Origin of the sequence: Corynebacterium sp. HMSC059E07 (genome assembly GCF_001814395.1) — a bacterium.
Taxonomy (GTDB): Bacteria; Actinomycetota; Actinomycetes; order Mycobacteriales; family Mycobacteriaceae; genus Corynebacterium; species Corynebacterium hesseae.
Window position 1 is genome coordinate 39,443 of the sequence record NZ_KV816282.1, and the last position, 17,641, is coordinate 57,083.

The following is a 17,641-nucleotide window of genomic DNA, read 5'->3' on the forward strand; positions in this document are numbered from 1 at the left end:
AAGGAGAAACAATGACCGTACACAACGACACCGTCGAGCAGGCATCCGCGCAGCCTGAACTGGACCAGCCCTACCGCGAATTGGGCCTGAAGGATGACGAATACGCGCACATCCGCGAGATCCTGGGCCGCCGCCCGACCGACGCCGAGCTGACCATGTACTCGGTGATGTGGTCGGAGCACTGCTCCTATAAGTCCTCCAAGGCGCACCTGCGCTACTTTGGCGAGACCATGACGGAAGAGATGGGCTCCAAGATCCTCGCCGGCATCGGTGAGAACGCCGGCGTGGTGGACATCGGAGACGGCAACGCCGTGACCTTCCGCGTAGAAAGCCACAACCACCCCTCCTACGTGGAGCCACACCAGGGTGCTGCGACGGGCGTGGGCGGCATCGTCCGCGACATCATGGCCATGGGCGCGCGCCCGATTGCCGTGATGGATCAGCTGCGCTTCGGCCCGGCGGATGCACCCGACACCAAGCGCGTTCTGCCGGGTGTCGTCGACGGCATTTCGCACTACGGCAACTGCTTGGGCTTGCCCAACATTGGCGGCGAAACCATTTTTGATGAATCTTATGCCGGCAACCCGCTGGTGAACGCGCTGTGCGTGGGCACGCTGAAGGTCGAGGACCTCAAGCTGGCCTTCGCTTCTGGTACCGGAAACAAGGTGATGCTCTTTGGCTCGCGCACCGGCCTCGACGGCATCGGTGGCGTGTCCGTGCTGGCGTCTGACACCTTCGAGGATGGCGCGGAGCGCAAGCTGCCGGCTGTCCAGGTGGGTGACCCGTTCGCGGAGAAGGTTCTCATCGAGTGCTGCCTGGAGCTGTACAAGTCCGGCATCGTGGTGGGCATCCAGGATCTGGGCGGTGCGGGCCTGGCCTGTGCCACCTCCGAGCTGGCTGCGTCCGGCGACGGCGGCATGGAGATCAACCTGGACAACGTCCCGCTGCGTGCGAAGAACATGACCGCCGCAGAGATCCTCGCTTCCGAATCCCAGGAGCGCATGTGCGCCGTGGTGACCCCGGAGAACGTGGAGAAGTTCAAGGAGATCTGCGCGCACTGGGACGTCACCTGTGCCGAGATCGGTGAGGTCACCACCGGCAAGCACCTCATCATTCGCCACCAGGGCGAGGTCGTCGTCGATGCCCCGGCACACACCATCGCCAACGAGGGGCCGGTGTATGACCGCCCCTACGCGCGCCCGGAGTGGCAGGATGCGCTGCAGGAATTCGAGGGCGTCGAGAAGCAGGACATCACTGTGGCGCTCAAGAAGCTCGTGGCCTCCCCGGCACTGTGTTCACGTGATTTCATCACTGAGCAGTATGACCGCTACGTGCGCGGCAACACCGTGCAGTCCCACCACGCGAACGCTGGTGTTCTGCGCATTGATGAGGAGACCGGCCGTGGTATCGCGGTGTCGGCTGACGCGTCTGGCCGCTACACCAAGCTGGACCCGAACATGGGCGCACGCCTGGCTCTGGCGGAGGCCTACCGCAACGTCGCCGTCACCGGCGCCCGCCCGGTCGCCATCACCAACTGCCTCAACTATGGCTCCCCGGAAAACCCGGACGTCATGTGGCAGTTCCGCGAGTCCGTGCACGGGCTTGCCGACGGCGCCGTGGAACTCGGCATCCCCGTCTCCGGCGGCAACGTCTCCTTCTACAACCAGACCGGCGAGGAGCCGATCTTGCCGACGCCCGTCGTGGGCGTCCTGGGTGTCATCGATGACGTCCACTCGTCCATTGGCAACGAGCTCGGCCTCGTGGAGGAACCCGAGGTTCTCGTGCTGCTGGGTGAGACCAAGGATGAGTTCGGCGGATCCATCTGGCAGCAGGTGAGCGCCCACGAGCAGGGCCATGAGGCGAAGAACGGGCTCAACGGTTTGCCGCCGCAGGTCGACCTGGCTAATGAGCAGCGCCTCGCTGACTTCTTCGTGGGCAACGATGGTCTGACCGCTGCCCACGACATCTCCGAAGGTGGCCTCGCCGTCACCGCGTTCGAGATGGCCAAGCGCAGCGGCGTGGGCCTGAACCTGGATCTGTCCAAGGTCCACGAGGACGCCTTCGTGGCTGCCTTCTCCGAGTCCGCCTCCCGCGTGCTCGTGGCAACGACCGCTGACCGCGTCGACATGCTCCTGCACCGCGCTGAGGAGTGCGGCGTGCCGGCCGTCGTCATCGGCCAGACCACCGACAATGGCGAGTTTGAGCTCGGCGGCGAGTCCATCGCTGTCTCCGAGCTTCGTGAGGCCTGGGCAGCAACCCTGCCGGACCTCTTTGGCCACGCGGTGGGTGCCAACTCCGTCGTGGAGTAGACCTCACGCACAGAACTGCAACCGGGCGGGGTTCTCGCCAAGGCGAGGCCCTGCCCGCACTGTCTAATTGCTCCAGTCAGCGTTGTAGACTGTTAGCAATAGCTGCGTACGGGGGCTGGGGAACAGAGATGGAAGACGTGAAGAGAAAAAGAACTTTGTATGTTTTTCTCGATGAGTCGGGGGGATATGCAGTTTGGTGCAAAAGCCTCCACGCACTTCCTAATCACAGCATTTTGCACTTTCGATCCAGCAGGCACTGCGATAGGACTGCAAGCGCTGAAGTATGAACTTACGGCAGCGGGGAGTAAAGACCTTGAGTTTCATGCAACTGAAAATTCGAAAGGAACGCGAAAGCGGGTAATAGACCGAATTAATGAGCTTGATCGGTGCCGTGTCCACACGATCTGGGTGGATAAGCGAATGACGCATCCGACTTACCAGTCTCCACCGCAGCTTTTAGGGCTCTTTGCTGGTGCAGATGGGGAAGTGGATTAATGCGGTGTGGGGAGACTCAGAGGTAAGCGACGTAATTTTAATTTTCGACTCGGTTCTTACTGGCAAGGAAAGATCGGCATTTGAAAAGAGGATAAAGCCTCTGTTGAAAGGTCTACAGCTAAAGTTCCGTGTGCTCTTTCATCCAGTAAAACAGGATTTGAACGGTCAGATTGCTGACTATTTTTCTTGGTCCTGGTTTCAGAAAATGGAACGAGGCAAGGGACAGTACGTTCAAGCACTTTCGCAGCGGCACAATTGGGATCAATTCAATATGTTTTCGGCGGGAAAGACCTATTACTGGAGTGGCCCGGTCCGAAAATAAGCGACCGCCCCACCTACCGGCGTAAGCCGGAAAGCCTTCAGGGGCTCTTTCAGTGGGGCGGAACCTTTCGCCTTGAGTTTAGACCTTCATCGTGTGGGGAGGCAAGGGAGCTATTAGGAAATGCCGAAGGCAGGAGCGAGGGGCCGGCCCCGCCCGCCGTGAGGCGGCAACCTCCTAGGAACCAACCAATTAAGCGCCGATGGTGCGGGCGATGGTCTGGTCCCAGCTCAGCTTCATCTGGTGGGAGAAGAGGTTGAAGGTGTGCGAACCCTGGGGGCTGAAGTAACGGTTCACTCGCACCCCGGCATTGCGGGCGTTGCGGGTGAATTCCTCTGAGCACTGGTTAGCAACCGTCTCTACCGCGCGGGGGCCGAGCCACTGAGCGGGGTTGTTGGTGCCATCGATGGGACCCGGGGTGCCGGAGGCCGAGCCCACGAAGACCTCGACGTCGCGCAGGCGCCCAGGGTTGGCGTTGGGGTCGTGCTCGAACCACTGCGGGGAGCCCGGCAGGCCCCACGCGTTGAAGGAGGATCCGCCGCCGTAGGCGATCATCGCGGTGGAGGTGGGGAAGCCAATCGCACCGGAGCGCACCGGGCAGCCGGAGTAGGAGGCTGCTGCTTTGTAGCGCTGTGGGGCGTGGCCGGCGATGTCGAGTGCGGCGCCGCCCGTGGAAGAAATGCCGCCGATGGCATCGCGGCCGGAGCCGTGGAATTCGGCGTCGATCAGCGGGGGCAACTCAGCGGTCATATAGGTGTTCCACTTGTTGACTCCCAGGATGGGATCCTCGGCATTCCAATCGGTGTAGAGGGAATAGGCGCCGCCGAGCGGCATAACGACGTTGACGTTCTTGCCCACGGCCCAATTACGGATATCAGAGTGGGTCATCCAGTTCATGCCCGCCTGGCCGCCCTCTACACCGGGCAACAGGTAGAAGGAGGGGCGCGGCTTATCGCCCTCGGGGAGTAGGACGTTATTAGAAATCACCGCACGATTGGCCGGGGACCACACGTCTACCACCCAGTGGTTGCCACCCATGTGGCGCTTTGAGGTAATGAAGGCCTTGTCACCGAGCCAGGGCTGCGGGTTGGTCACGCGCGAGGAAACCTCGCCGATGGTGCTGGACTGTGCGGAAGCGGAGCCGGCGCCTGCCGACGCCGCCCCCAGCGCCATCATGGCAGCTGCGAACAGCGCCGCGGCGCGGCGAGAGCGTGAGACAAAGGAAAGCATAATGTGGGTAGTTTACGTGGCCAGCGCCCTCGAACTGCAAATATTGGAAGAAAAACTGGTGAAAACTGTTGCTCAACCCTTGTCTGCCACAGTGCCCGTCCGTATAGTTACGGGTACGTAAGTTTTGGGAGTGAATGCGTTATGCGCATGACCCGCATCTCAGGCAAGACAAGGCCCCCACTATGAACGCACCCAGTGCTCAGAAATCGTCCCCGCAAGAATTTCCAGTTGAAGAAGGCTCTGTGCAGGAAAATAGCACGATAGAGCAGCTCATCCAGCGCACGTACTGGATGGCGGACCGCGGCCCGCGCCCATTAACGCGCGGCTGGGGCCACTTCTTTGCGGCCATTGCCTCCCTGATTGCATCGACGGTTCTGATTACCTTTGCATGGATGACGCTGCCGTGGTGGCAGGGGCTCGCGGTGACGGTCTACGGCGTCGGCGTGGTGGGCCTCTTTACGGTCTCGGCGTTGTACCACCGCTGGCCGTGGGTATCCATGCGCGCGGTGCAATGGTGGCGGCGTGCTGACCATGCGACGATTTCGGTGTTTATCGCGGCGACCTACACGCCCTTGTGCGCCATCGTGCTGGAGCCAACGCAGGCGTTATGGATGCTGACCTCGGCGTGGGTGGGCGCCATCATGGGCGTCATCTTGAATCTGGTGTGGATTAATCACCCGCGCTGGCTGGACGTGGTGGTCTACCTCGTGCTGGGCTGGCTCATCCTGCCGCTATTGCCGAACCTGTGGCAGTCCGCGGGTCCGGCCGTTGTGTGGCTTCTCTTTGCCGGCGGCGTGGTCTATTCAATAGGTGCGTTGATGTACGGCTTCAAGTGGCCGGGGCGCAACGCGCGTTGGTATGGCTACCACGAACACTTCCACACCGCGACGATTGCCGCGGCGGTGGTGCACATGGTAGCCATCTGGATGGTTGTTGCGGGCTAACCGCATACGGGGGCTAGCGTTTTGTAATTGTCTACTCGGAGTCCGTGAGGTCGTCGGCGAGGGGAAATTCGAGAGCGACGTCCTGGCACAGAACGCGCGCTGTCGTCGAACCATTCCACTCGGGAGCAAAGCCCACGGCGCGTAAGGCCTCGACGAGTTGCTCGCCGACCTTGAATGTTGCTTCCTCGTTTTCCTCCATCGCGGAGAAACCGAAGTACAGCTCGCCATCGTAAATAACCCGGCTGATGTCCTGTCTGTGGCAGTAGACATAGCCGCTGCGGCCTTCCTTCTCAGCGAGCTTGGAGCCTACCCAGACGCCGTCTGAGAGATCCCAGGCCTCGTTGAACGTGAAGGAGATATCGCGCTGAGCAAGCTCGTCGCGCAGGGCTTCGAGGCGCTTAACATCCTCCGACTTTTCCGTGACCAGCCGGCCGTATTCTGCGGCGACTTCGTCGATGATGGCGTCAAAGTTCTCTGGATAAGGTTCCTCATAGCTGGCCTCCCATTCGGAGGGGTCATCGAGGACTTCAATGTAGTCGTTGTGGATGTCTTGGCGAGATTTGCCGTGGCAGAGACGCAATGCGATGTCGTTGCGAAGCGGACTTGGCTCAAGGAGATCATCGGAGGGTGGGAAGGAACTGGAGAACATCGGATGCTGTGTGGTCATAGCTCAGAGAATAAACAGCCCCTATCGCTACTTTCAGAAAAGCAGGGAGGACACCCCGCCGGATGGCGGAGGTGCCCTCGAGATGCGTGGCGTGACTAGACGTGGAGCGGATCCACACCGGCCTCGGTGAGCATCGGGATGTTGTGTACCTCGGACGGAACGCCGAAGGCATCCACGAGAACGACGGACCACGGTGCGAGCGAATCGACGAGGTCGTTGATAGCAGCGCGGGCGGCCTTCATGCGGCCGGCCGGAATCAGGTTGTGCTCCTGGTACCAGCCCGCGTGCTGAACCAAGGTGTCGAAGACGAAGAGGTGGCGCAGTTGCTCGAAGACCTGGCGTGCCAGCGAACCTTCCTCAAGGCGCTCTTCTGCCTCAATCATGGCCTGGACCAACAAGGTATCCACGCGGGCCCAGCCGGCGGCGATGAGGTGATCCTGGCATTGGTCCACGATGGCGGCGGCCTGCACCTTATCGGCCTTGCGAGCCGGCTGGATGCGGCGCACGAGGGAGAAGAGGATGGACTGGGCGCGGTCGTCGATCAGCTTGGCCTGGTAGGTGGCGTCGAAAAGCGAGGCCTCTGAAGGATTCACGCGGTCCACCAGGCCTTGCAGGCGAGTAGTGAACCCGTAGCGGCGGCGAACCACATCGGTGGCGGTGGTAGCCGCGTACTTCACGGTGTCCCACGGGCTCATATCATTCATCGCGCGACCATAGGCGGTGAGCAGGTTCTTGCCCACCATCTGAATGAGCACAGTGTTATCGCCCTCGAAGGTGGCGAAGACATCGGAATCGGCGCGGTAGGTGGTCAGGCGGTTCTCGGACATGTAGCCGGCGCCGCCGCAGGCCTCGCGGCACTCTTGGATGGTGCGGGTGGCGTGCTGGGTCTGCGCGGATTTGATGGCAGCTGCCAGGGATTCCATCTCACGGGAGGCAAACTTCTGCTCTTCGGTCGGTTCCGTCACAGACCAGGTGCCAGCCTCGTGCTGATCGTTTTGCTCCTGGTAGCGCTCCAGGATCTGGTTGTAGAGCAGGTGCAGCGCGTACGTGCGGGCAAGTGGAATGAGCAGGCGGCGGCGGTGCTGGCGGTGCTCAATGAGGCGCTTTTCGGCGCCGGTCGCGCCCTCGAACTGACGGCGGCGGTTGGCGTAGCGAATCGCAATGTCCAGGGATGCCTCGGTGGCGGCACCCGCTGCGCCGGATACGCCGATGCGGCCGCGGATGAGAGTGCCCAGCATGGTGAAGAAGCGAGCATTCTTGGACTCGATGGGGGAGGAGTACTTGCCGTTCTCGTCCACATCGGCGAAGCGGTTGAGCAGGTTTTCGCGCGGCACGCGGACGTTGTCGAAGTGCAGGGTGCCATTATCGACGCCTACCAAACCACCCTTGTGGCCATGATCGCCCAAGGTAACGCCTGGCAGCTCGTTGCCTTCCTCGTCGCGGATAGGGACGATGATGGCGTGGACGCCGTGGGAGCGGCCGTCGCTATCCGGGGTGATGAGCTGGGTGAAGACGACTGCGGCGCGGCCATCCTTGGCGGCGTTACCGATGTAGTTCTTCACCGCGGAATCGGAAGGGGTGTTGATGATGAACTCATCGGTTTCCGGGTCGAAGGTGGCGGTGGTCTCGAGAGATTGCACATCGGAGCCGTGTCCGCGCTCAGTCATAGCGAAGCAGCCCGGCAACTCCAGGCTGGCGGCCTTCTCAACCCACTTGAGGTGGCGCTCGGTGCCTAGCTGATCCAGCGCACCGCCCCACAGGCCCCATTGCACACCGGACTTAATCGCTAGCGAACCGTCGACCCACGCCAAGCCTTCGAGGGTGAAGGTGGAGAGATTCGGCTTGCCGGCACCGCCGTGCGCGCGGCGCAGGCCGTGGTTGAATCCGCCGAAGTCACGAACCTTGGAGAGGTTCTCAAAGGTGTGTTGGCGCTGCTCCGCCATAGGTAGATCCGGGTTTGGGAAGAGCGAAGGATCGTTGAGGAAGGTGCGCAGCTCCTGGCGGAAGGCGGCGTGTGGGCCGTCGAGAAGCGCGGCAAGTTCGGTGGCAACAGCAGGCTTCGGGGTGGTGGGCAGGCGGTGTGGGCTGCGGGCCTCGGCCTTGGGGGCGTCGGTGGAGGCCTGGTTGTTGAGCTCCGGGGAGATGGACTTTTTGTCCGTGGAGGACTTGGTGAGTGCCATGGTGAGGGTCCTTTCTGTGGTGCTTTTCTTAACGCTCGACGATGGCCGCGACGCCCTGACCGCCGGCAGCGCAGATAGAAATGAGGGCGCGCCCGCCGCCGTTTTCTTCGAGAATCTTGGCGGTGGTGGCGAGGATTCGGGTGCCGGTGGCGGCGAAGGGGTGGCCGGCGGCCAGGGAGGAGCCCTTGACGTTGAGCTTGGCGCGGTCGATGGGGCCTAGTGCGGACTGCAATCCGAGGCGCTCGCGGCAGTAGGTCTCGTCCTCCCATGCGGACAAGGTGGCCAAGACCTGGGAGGCGAAGGCCTCGTGGATCTCGTAGAAATCGAAATCCTGCAGGCTTAAGTTGTTGCGCTCGAGCAGGCGCGGGACCGCGTAGGTGGGGGCCATGAGCAGGCCGTCGGGACCGTGGACAAAGTCGACGGCCGCGGTCTCCGAGTCCACGAGGAAGGCACGGGGCTCGATGTTGTGCTCGGCCGCCCATTCCTCGGAGCTCAGCAGGGCGACGGAGGCGCCGTCGGTCAGCGGCGTGGAATTGCCTGCGGTCATCGTGGCCTGCGTGCCGTGTTGCTCGGCATCGCGCTTGCCAAAGACCGGCTTGAGTTTGGCCAAGGACTCCAGGGAGGAATCCGGGCGCAGATTGGTATCGCGGTTGACGCCGAGGAAGCCCGTGGTGAGGTCATCGAAGAAGCCCTCCTCCCAAGCCTTGTGGAGGTTCTGGTGGGAGGCGAGCGCCAACTCATCCTGGGCCTTGCGGCTGATGTTCAATTCGCGGGCGGTGATGGCGGCGTGGTCACCCATGGACAGCCCGGTGCGCGGCTCGCCGTTCTGCGGCTGTTCCGGGGCCAGCTGCGAGGGGCGAATAGAGCCGATGAGCTGGGCGCGCTGAGCGGCCGTCTTGGCGCGGGTGAGGTTGAGCAGCGTGCGGCGCAGCGTGTCATTAACGGCCAGCGGGGCATCCGAGGTGGTGTCCGTTCCGCCCGCGATGCCGGCGGAGATGCGCCCTTGGGCGATGGCATCGCCGACGTGGATAGCTGCCGCAAGAGAAGTGCAGCAGGCCTGTTGTACATCGATGGCGGGGGTTGTGGAGTCCAGGGCGGAACCTAGGACGACTTCGCGGGTGAGGTTGAAATCGCGGGAGTGCTTGAGCACAGCGCCGGCGGCGACGAGGCCGAGGCGTTCGTCGTGAAGCCCGTAGCGTGCGACGAGTCCATCCAGCGCACTGGTGAGCATGTCTTGGTTGGACGCGTGGGCGTACTGCTTATTGGAACGAGCAAAGGGGATGCGGTTGCCACCCAGGATGGCTACGCGGTGCGGGGGGTTGGTCATTAAAAAGCTCCTTCGCGAGTGGTCTCGTGCGAATCATCCCAGCGGGAGGGGGTAGCAACCCGGCTGTTCGTTTCGCGTCACAACTAAAGTGATATTGTTAGTTCTATCACTCAATTAACTAACCTTGCAACCAGCTCAACAAAGCTCGCAAGGTTGTGAAGAATCGAGAAAGGAACATGCCAGCCTATGCCGAACGTCACAATTGCTGAGAAGCTCATCAACTCACCGCTCGCAGCCAAAGCAGGAGTACCCCAAGGCCACCCCCTGCGCCGCCACAAGGCTGGGGAACCAGCGCTCGATGGCCCCATCGTCATTGGCGGCAAGGGGCGCATCGCTGAGTTTCTGAGCTCTCAGCTAGCCGTGGACTACCAGGTCATCAATGCTTCCGCGGAGGCGAAGCGCGCCGCCCTCGTCTTCGACGCCACCGGCCTGGAGACCCCAGAACAGCTGCGTGAGCTCTATGACTTCTTCAACCCGCAGATGCGCAACCTTCTGCCGTGCGCGCGCTTGGTGGTCATCGGCACCACCCCGGAAGCTGCGGACACTATCGACGCCCGCATTGCCGCCCGTGCACTCGAAGGGTTCACCCGTTCCCTGGCCAAGGAAATGCGCAAGGGCGGTACCGTTAACCTGGTGTGGGCAGACCCTGCTGCCACCGCAGAGGTGGAGTCCACGCTCCGCTTCTTCCTGTCTGGGAAGTCGGCCTTCGTGGACGGGCAGGTTGTGCGTGTCAGTGCCCAGGGACACGATTCTCCGGCAACCAATGGCGAAGCGCAGAACTGGGAGCAGCCGCTCGACGGGCGGCTGGCGGTGGTGACCGGTGCTGCCCGCGGCATCGGTGCCACCATTGCTGAGGTGCTGGCGCGCGATGGTGCCAGCGTCATCTGCATCGACGTTCCGCAGGCCAGCGAGCACTTGGCCAAGACCGCGAACAAGGTCAAGGGCACGGCGCTGCCTCTCGACGTTACCGACCCCCAAGCCGCAGATAAGATTGCCCAGCACGCGCAGGAGCGCCACGGTCGAGCCATTGACGTCATCGTCCACAACGCCGGAATTACTCGCGACAAGCTGCTGGCCAACATGAATGAAGGCCAGTGGGACTCTGTTCTTGCCGTTAACCTTCTGGCGCCAGTTCGCATTACCGAAAGCCTCTTGGAATCCGGTTCCCTCGCGCCGGGTGCCGCGGTGATTGGTGTGTCCTCCATGGCTGGCATTTCCGGCAACCGCGGTCAGACCAACTACGCTACGACCAAGGCAGGCATCATTGGCCTCGTTGATTCCTTGCGCTCAGTGTTGGCGGAGAACGGATCCACCATCAACGCCGTGGCGCCGGGCTTTATTGAAACCGCCATGACCGCGGCGATGCCGACCGGGCCGCGCGAGATCGGCCGCCGCCTGAACTCACTGCAACAGGGCGGCTTGCCTGTCGACGTCGCGGAGACCGTCGCCTTCTTCGCCTCGCCGGCCTCCGCGGCGGTGAGCGGCAACACCGTCCGCGTCTGCGGTCAGAACCTCATGGGAGCCTAAATGAACGTCACCACACTCAACGAGATTCCGGACCTTCCCGCCCTGTACCGCAGCCTCATGCTGGGTGCGGTCCCCATCCCCGGGCTGGGGGCGGGCAAGCGCAAGGTTGAGGACCCGCAGACCGCGTACCGCGTCGACAGCGTAGGCGTCGACACCGAGCACCTGGCTCGCTACTGCCAGGCCACGGGCCTGCGTCTGAGTAACGAGCTGCCCGCTACCTATCTCTACGCGCTGGCCTTCCCGCTTGCCATCAAGGTCATGGCAGCACCGGACTTTCCGTTCCCAGCCGTGGGCGTGGTGCATCTGTCCAACCGCATCGAGCAGAAACGCCCGCTGCGCGTCGACGAGCGCTGTGACATCGCCGTGCACGCGGAAAACCTGCGCCCGCACCGCAAAGGGTTGGTCATCGATATGGTGACCACGTACAGCGTTGGCGGCGAGGAGATCTGGCGCCAGACATCAGTCTTCCTAGGCCAGGGGGCGAAGTTCACCAAGGACACCCCGCGACAAGTGAGAACACGTCCGGAGGCTGAGCGCTTCCTCGACTTCCCCGGCGATGAGGCGGGAACGCCTGCGGCAACGCTGCGCTTTAGCCCCGAAAGTACCCGCGTCTATGCCGCGGCATCGGGGGATAAGAACCCCATTCACGTGTCTGCGGTGGGTGCCAAACTCTTCGGATTCCCCGCGCCCATCGCGCACGGCATGTACACGCACGCTCGCATGCTGTCGGTGCTCGACGGCACCCTCCCCGGTGCTGTGCGCATCAGCGCGGACTTCTACAAGCCCGTCATCCTTCCGGCGACCACGGGAGTGTTTGTGGCTCCGAGCGTCGCCACAAACAGTGAGATCGGAGCCCGCACCGTCACCTTGCGCAAGGCCAAGGACCCAAGCTCCCTCCACGTGGCGTGCCGGGTTGAGCCTCTAGAGTAGGCGCGGCCCAGGGATGGGCCTCTGGCTCATCCTTTTGTTAATCCACGTGTTGGTGCTTTGGTGCCACCACCAGTGGCTTCGGGGAGTATTTGCCGCGCAGTCCGCGAAGGATGCCGGCGTGCTCCCAGAGGCGCTTGTCTTCCTCGGTGCGGGGAGTGAATTGGCGGGCAGCTAGCGGCTGCCAGTCAGCATCCATTGCCATGTAGGAGACGGTGGCGTGGATGGCGGTCTCCAGTTTTTCGCGGCCGCCGCGCGGGTTGCCCGAGCGCACATGGACGGACATCTGCATCGAGCGGGTATCCGTGCGCATCATGCGGGCATCCACCTCGATGAGATCACCAATATGGATTGGCCGGTAGAAGCGGATGCCGCCGGCATAGACCGCGACGGTGTGCTCGCCGGACCACTCCATGGTGCAGGCAGCGCCCGCCTCATCAATCCATTCCATGGCGGTGCCGCCGTGGACGTTGCCGCCCCAGTTGACGTCGGTGGGCTTGGCCAAGAAGCGGTTGACCATGCGGGGAGCGTCAGACGGGCCGTCATAAGTCTGCTTTTCCATCTCCGCTTCGATGGCTTTGCGCAGCTCGATACGGGACTCTGCGGCCTCCCATACGCGCTGGTGCTCAGTGGAATCCGGAACGAGCGGCGGAACGGCCATCGACTTTCCGGTCTCGGTGTCCTTGGCCACGAAGATGACGAGGCAGTCGCAGGCGCGTGTGAAGATGCCATCGCGCGGGTCAGCGGAGAGCACCTCGTTGACGATGTGCATGGAGGACCGCCCCGTCATCGCGATGCGCGAGCGTACCTCCACCAAGTGGCCCGAAGGGATCGGGCGCGTGAAGTGGATGTGGCCCACGTAGGCCGTCACGCAGTAGGTACCGGACCATTGAACCGCGCAGGCATAGGCGGCCTTATCGATCCATTCCAAAACGCGACCGCCGCCGATGCCTTGGGCGCCGGCGATGGTGAGATCTGTCGGGGCGGCCATAAACCGCAGCGTGATGGAGGGAGACTTCCCGGTCGGGACAGGCTTCTTTTCTTCCGAGGAGCTTGGTGGCATGGTTGGTGACATGGATAACAAAGTATCAGGGAGTGTGCATAGCGTATGAAAAAGGCCGTTGATGCCGCCACCACCCGTGCTGCCGTCGAAGCGGTGGCGGAGTGGATCCGTGACCCTGAGAGGACCGAAAAACCAGGTCGCTCTGCTCTGGCAAAGGCCACCCGCACTACGGCTCGCCTGGTGGAGGCGGACGCGCCGGGACATTCCGTGGAGTTGCGGGTCCCCCCATTCGTGGCAGTCCAGTGCATCGCCGGTCCCCGGCATACCCGGGGTACCCCTCCGAATGTGGTGGAGATGGATCCCCTGACATGGTTGCAGCTGGCCACGGGAGTCATTGGCTGGGAGCAGGCGCTTAACGCTGGCCGCGTAGACGCCTCCGGATCCCGCTCCCACGACATTGCAGCCTGTTTGCCCGTGATTCCGTTAGTTTTCACAGGCCCAAACAGCTAGGATTGGCGCCGTGGTAGCTGAACACGTCCAGAGCATGACTAAGCCCTTGTCGACGGATCCCAGCCTGGATCCGGAACCCCGCGAAGAATGCGGAGTCTTCGGTGTTTGGGCACCAGGAGAAGAGGTTTCGAAGCTAACCTACTTCGGGCTTTTCGCCCTCCAACACCGCGGACAGGAGGCCGCCGGTATCGCGGTGGGCGATGATGATCGCATCGTCGTCTTTAAGGATATGGGCCTTGTCTCCAATGTCTTCGATGAATCAATCCTGAGCTCGCTGCATGGAAACGTGGCCGTCGGCCACACGCGTTATTCCACCGCAGGCGGCAAGGAATGGTCGAATGTGCAGCCGATGTTCGGGACGTCGCCCAGCGGCGTTGACATCGCGCTCGGCCACAACGGAAACCTAGTAAATTACCTGGAACTGCGCGCCGAGGCCGTGCGGCGCGGGCTGATTAAGCCACAGGAAGAGTCCGTCTCGGATTCCATGTGCCTGTCCATCTTGTTGGCGGACGGCGTCAACGAGGACAACACCGTCTTTGATTCGGCCCTGCAATTGTTGCCCACGGTGAAGGGCGCATACTGCCTGACCTTTACGGACGGGCACACTCTCTACGCCGCCCGCGATCCGCATGGCGTGCGCCCGCTTGCCCTCGGCCGCCTCACTACCGGCTGGGTGGTAGCCAGTGAGACCTGTGCGCTCGACATCGTCGGAGCGCAGTTTATCCGGGAGATCGAACCCGGCGAGCTCGTTGCCATCGATGAGACCGGAATCCGCTCCGAGCGCTTCGCCGAGACCAAGCGCCATGGTTGCGTCTTCGAATATGTCTATCTGGCTCGGCCCGATACGAATATCAAGGACCGTTCTGTCAACGCCACGCGCGTGGAAATTGGGCGTCGTCTAGCGCGCCAATACCCGGCACCCGATGCGGACATGGTGATCCCCGTTCCCGAGTCTGGCAACCCGGCTGCCGTCGGTTATGCTCGCGAATCCGGGCTGACCTTCGCACACGGCTTGGTGAAGAACTCCTATGTGGGCCGCACCTTCATCCAGCCCACGCAGTCCCAGCGCCAGATGGGCATTCGCCTCAAGCTCAACCCGCTGCGGGAGGTCATTGAAGGCAAGTCCATCGTCGTGGTGGATGATTCAATCGTGCGTGGTAACACGCAGCGCGCGCTGATCCGGATGTTGCGGGAAGCCGGTGCTGCCGAAGTCCACGTGCGCATCGCCTCCCCGCCGGTGAAGTGGCCGTGCTTCTACGGCATCGACTTCGCCTCCCCAGGCGAGCTCATTGCCAATGCCAACCCTTCCGATGATCCGGAAGAGGTAGCACAGACCATCTGCACCGCGATTGGTGCGGATTCACTGGGATTTGTCTCCACCGATGAGATGGTGGCGGCTACTCAACAGCCGCGCAACGAACTGTGCTGCGCATGTTTCGACGGTAAGTACCCACTCGGACTGCCTGCCGGAAACCCCAATGCTGAGGCCGTGCGCACCCTGCAGGGCTCGACGACAACTAACGAATAAGGACTAAGTCACTCATGAGCGAGAACACGTATGCTGCCGCCGGCGTCAACATTGAGGAAGGCGACCGCGCAGTAGAGCTAATCACCCCCCACGCCAAGCGCGCCACCCGCCCCGAGGTGATGGGTGGGCTCGGCGGATTCGCCGGCCTGTTCAAGCTGGGGAACTACAAGGAGCCGGTCCTCGCAGCTGGCTCTGATGGCGTGGGTACCAAGCTGGCCGTGGCCCAGGCCATGGATAAGCACGACACCATCGGCATCGACCTCGTCGCCATGTGCGTGGACGATCTTGTCGTGTGCGGCGCTGAGCCGCTCTTCCTGCAGGACTACATCGCCGTGGGCGAGGTAGTGCCGGAAAAGGTAGCGGAGATTGTTAAGGGCATTGCTGAGGGCTGCGTCCAGGCTGGTGCAGCGCTCCTCGGCGGCGAGACCGCCGAGCACCCAGGGGTGATGGGCAAGGATGAATACGATGTCTCCGCTACTGCGGTTGGCGTTGTAGAGGCTGATGAGCTGCTCGGCCCGGACAAGGTGCGCGAAGGCGACGTTCTCATCGCCATGAAGTCCTCCGGCCTGCACTCCAACGGCTACTCCTTGGCGCGCTACGTGCTCCTGGAGCAGGCGGGTCTGCCGCTCGACGGCTACATGGAAGACTTAGGTCGCACCCTCGGCGAGGAACTTCTGGAGCCTACCCGCATCTACGCCAAGGACTGTCTGGCGCTGACATCGGAGTGCGCGGTGTCTACCTTCTGCCACGTCACCGGAGGCGGCCTTGCCGGCAACCTGGAGCGCGTCATCCCGGAGGGCCTGAGCGCTGAGGTGAGCCGCTCGACGTGGACTCCGGGCCAGATCTTCAAGACCATTTCCTCGGTGGGCAAGGTTGCGCTCGAAGAGATGGAGAAGACCTTCAATATGGGCGTCGGTATGATCGCCGTCGTTGCGCCGGAGGATCGCGAGCGAGCATTGGCTATGATGACCGCCCGCCACGTGGAGGCGTGGGAACTGGGCACCGTTCGTGCTGCCGAAGAGGGCGAGCCGCGCGTTATCATGACCGGCGAGCACCCAGGGTTCTAAGTCCTGAGAAAAGGAACAAGGCCGGAGGCGCTTCCCCTTAATCAGAGGGGAGACGGCTCCGGCCTTTCGCTTAAGTGATGTACAGGGTGGGACAGTGACTCGCGCGCCTAGCGCGCGTCGGAATCATCCTCATCCCACTCATCCGAGTCCCAGCGATCTGCGTAGTCCTCGTAATCCGCGTACTCCGAGTATTGGTCTTCGTCCTCGTTGTGGGAACGCTTGGAGTTCTGTGAGGCGAGCTCACGCTGGAGCGAATCCAGATCCATCTCGGGCGAATTGTACTTCAGCTGGCGTGCAACTTTGGTCTGCTTTGCCTTTGCGCGTCCGCGTCCCATGTGCATGACCCCCTTGAGGTGTGTAGGGCGGTCCAGGGATTCTTGGCCGCCCCATCGTCTTAGTCAGATATGTGTATGTTCCTGTAAGACACCATAGCCTGTGTGAAGAAAAAATTCCGAACTACCCCCAGTGGTGCGTGGAAAAGTGCGCTAGCCCGCGGCCAACGGGCAGTGTGCATTTCGCCACTATTTTCCGCGCAGCCGGTCCACAGCGGCGCGCCCGGCCTTGGGGCCCTCGTCGGCGGGAATGGAGTCCGGCTCGACCGATGCCGCCACTGGACCAATGCTCAGATCCCCGTGGTTGAGGGCGCTGCGTTTCACTAGACCAAGCGCGATGGGGCCATAATCGCAATCCTCTACCACGGTGCCGAGCTTGCCGACGCGCCGTCCCCCCAGCGAAATATCCGCCCCGCTTACGGGGAGCTCCGGAGCGGAGCCGTCGAGGTACAGCATGATCAACAGGCGTGGAGAGCGCCCGAGGTTCTCTACGCGCGCGACCGTCTCCTGCCCGCGATAGCAGCCCTTCTCCAAGTGGACGAACGCGGGGTTATCATCGCTGCGTCGGATCCACTGGGGAACCTCGTGGGCGATGGTTTTCGCATCGAGGTCAGCGGCCAATTCTGGTTCGCGTGCGCGCACTCGTTCGGCGGTATAGGCCATGAGCCCCGCTAAACTTCCGCCTTGCTTTTCCAACTCTGTGACTGCTGTCTCCAGCTCACCCCGCGGTACGAGGAAATCCTGGCGCGGGCAGCCCGGCCAGTGCACGCAGCGCTCCATCACGGCGCTGGAAGGCTTCTGTAGCGGCTTGCCCAGCACGGTGATGATCGCCGCGTCCGCTTCCTTCACGGTGACCTGGGACCAGAAAATCATGGCGGTGAGGAAGTCCCGCAAAGATTCGAACTGGGCCGGTGGCACATCGAGGTAGAAGGTTTCCCCGTCGAAGGACAGGTCGATGTGGTGTAGGACGTGGCCCTGTATGTCTAGATCAAGGGCGCCGGCAGAGAATCCGGCGTCCGCGTCATCGAGCTTCTGGCTCAGGAGGTTGTGCAGGAAAGCCCGGGCATCGGGCCCGGAAACGGCAATGACCCGGCGTTGGGAACGGTCGATGATGGCGGAACCTGTCTCCACCGCGCGCTGCTCCACGAGGGGGTTGCCGTAGTGCCAGGGGATACCGGAGACGTCGACAAGCGTGGTGCCCTGGAACTCAGCGGCCCCGGGCCGGGAAAGAAGTGGCGAAGTATAACTCACGCCCTCCGATGGTAGGGCATAATCG

The 17,641-nt window shown here is 62.5% G+C and carries 14 protein-coding genes; 7 read left to right on the top strand and 7 right to left on the bottom strand.

Going from position 1 to position 17,641, the window contains the following annotated elements; genetic code table 11:
• Positions 1-11: 11 nt before the first annotated feature.
• The gene (purL, locus tag HMPREF2967_RS02680; RefSeq protein WP_070684882.1) at positions 12-2,309 is read left to right on the top strand and encodes a phosphoribosylformylglycinamidine synthase subunit PurL; all 2,298 of its coding nucleotides are present in this window, start codon (positions 12-14) and stop codon (positions 2,307-2,309) included.
• 1,006 nt (positions 2,310-3,315) lie between these two features.
• Here the strand turns inward: purL and HMPREF2967_RS02690 are convergent.
• The gene (locus HMPREF2967_RS02690) at positions 3,316-4,353 is read right to left on the bottom strand and encodes an alpha/beta hydrolase (protein ID WP_070684884.1); all 1,038 of its coding nucleotides are present in this window, start codon (positions 4,351-4,353) and stop codon (positions 3,316-3,318) included.
• 290 nt (positions 4,354-4,643) lie between these two features.
• Between HMPREF2967_RS02690 and HMPREF2967_RS02695 the strand changes: the two genes are divergently transcribed.
• The gene (locus tag HMPREF2967_RS02695; protein ID WP_232770609.1) at positions 4,644-5,297 is read left to right on the top strand and encodes a PAQR family membrane homeostasis protein TrhA; all 654 of its coding nucleotides are present in this window, start codon (positions 4,644-4,646) and stop codon (positions 5,295-5,297) included.
• Positions 5,298-5,328: 31 nt separating this feature from the next.
• Here HMPREF2967_RS02695 and HMPREF2967_RS02700 read toward each other — a convergent pair whose 3' ends face one another.
• From HMPREF2967_RS02700 to HMPREF2967_RS02710, 3 genes are all read right to left on the bottom strand, one after another.
• The gene (locus HMPREF2967_RS02700; RefSeq protein WP_070684886.1) at positions 5,329-5,964 is read right to left on the bottom strand and encodes a DUF6891 domain-containing protein; all 636 of its coding nucleotides are present in this window, start codon (positions 5,962-5,964) and stop codon (positions 5,329-5,331) included.
• A gap of 95 nt (positions 5,965-6,059) precedes the next feature.
• Positions 6,060-8,144, bottom strand: a complete 2,085-nt coding sequence (locus tag HMPREF2967_RS02705) for an acyl-CoA dehydrogenase family protein (protein ID WP_070684887.1) — start codon at positions 8,142-8,144, stop codon at positions 6,060-6,062.
• Between the two features lie 28 nt (positions 8,145-8,172).
• Positions 8,173-9,471 carry an acetyl-CoA C-acetyltransferase gene (locus HMPREF2967_RS02710; protein WP_070684889.1) on the bottom strand — a complete coding sequence of 433 codons (1,299 nt, stop codon included), beginning with the start codon at positions 9,469-9,471 and terminating at the stop codon, positions 8,173-8,175.
• Positions 9,472-9,657: 186 nt separating this feature from the next.
• Here HMPREF2967_RS02710 and HMPREF2967_RS02715 point away from each other — a divergent pair, with 186 nt between their 5' ends.
• Together HMPREF2967_RS02715 and HMPREF2967_RS02720 are read left to right on the top strand one after the other, a co-directional pair.
• Positions 9,658-10,998, top strand: a complete 1,341-nt coding sequence (locus HMPREF2967_RS02715; RefSeq protein WP_070684891.1) for a 3-oxoacyl-ACP reductase — start codon at positions 9,658-9,660, stop codon at positions 10,996-10,998.
• The gene (locus HMPREF2967_RS02720; protein ID WP_070684893.1) at positions 10,999-11,928 is read left to right on the top strand and encodes a MaoC/PaaZ C-terminal domain-containing protein; all 930 of its coding nucleotides are present in this window, start codon (positions 10,999-11,001) and stop codon (positions 11,926-11,928) included.
• 37 nt (positions 11,929-11,965) lie between these two features.
• Here HMPREF2967_RS02720 and HMPREF2967_RS02725 read toward each other — a convergent pair whose 3' ends face one another.
• Positions 11,966-13,000: an acyl-CoA thioesterase gene (locus tag HMPREF2967_RS02725; protein WP_070522918.1), complete on the bottom strand. Its 1,035-nt coding sequence runs from the start codon at positions 12,998-13,000 to the stop codon at positions 11,966-11,968.
• A gap of 33 nt (positions 13,001-13,033) precedes the next feature.
• On the opposite strand from HMPREF2967_RS02725, the gene HMPREF2967_RS02730 reads away from it, so the two are divergent.
• From HMPREF2967_RS02730 to purM, 3 genes are read left to right on the top strand one after another with little or no spacing between them, the layout of a single operon-like run.
• Positions 13,034-13,438: a sterol carrier family protein gene (locus tag HMPREF2967_RS02730; RefSeq protein ID WP_070522921.1), complete on the top strand. Its 405-nt coding sequence runs from the start codon at positions 13,034-13,036 to the stop codon at positions 13,436-13,438.
• A gap of 34 nt (positions 13,439-13,472) precedes the next feature.
• Positions 13,473-14,966, top strand: coding sequence for an amidophosphoribosyltransferase (gene purF, locus HMPREF2967_RS02735; RefSeq protein WP_198531011.1), 1,494 nt, complete (start codon positions 13,473-13,475; stop codon positions 14,964-14,966).
• 14 nt (positions 14,967-14,980) lie between these two features.
• Positions 14,981-16,033, top strand: a complete 1,053-nt coding sequence (gene purM, locus HMPREF2967_RS02740; RefSeq protein WP_070684895.1) for a phosphoribosylformylglycinamidine cyclo-ligase — start codon at positions 14,981-14,983, stop codon at positions 16,031-16,033.
• Between the two features lie 107 nt (positions 16,034-16,140).
• Here purM and HMPREF2967_RS02745 read toward each other — a convergent pair whose 3' ends face one another.
• Both HMPREF2967_RS02745 and HMPREF2967_RS02750 read right to left on the bottom strand, forming a co-directional pair.
• Complete coding sequence (locus HMPREF2967_RS02745; RefSeq protein WP_070684908.1) at positions 16,141-16,368, bottom strand: DUF3073 domain-containing protein; 228 nt, start codon at positions 16,366-16,368, stop codon at positions 16,141-16,143.
• Positions 16,369-16,554: 186 nt separating this feature from the next.
• On the bottom strand, positions 16,555-17,616 hold the full coding sequence (locus HMPREF2967_RS02750; RefSeq protein ID WP_070684897.1) for a CAF17-like 4Fe-4S cluster assembly/insertion protein YgfZ: 1,062 nt from the start codon (positions 17,614-17,616) through the stop codon (positions 16,555-16,557).
• Positions 17,617-17,641: the final 25 nt, after the last annotated feature.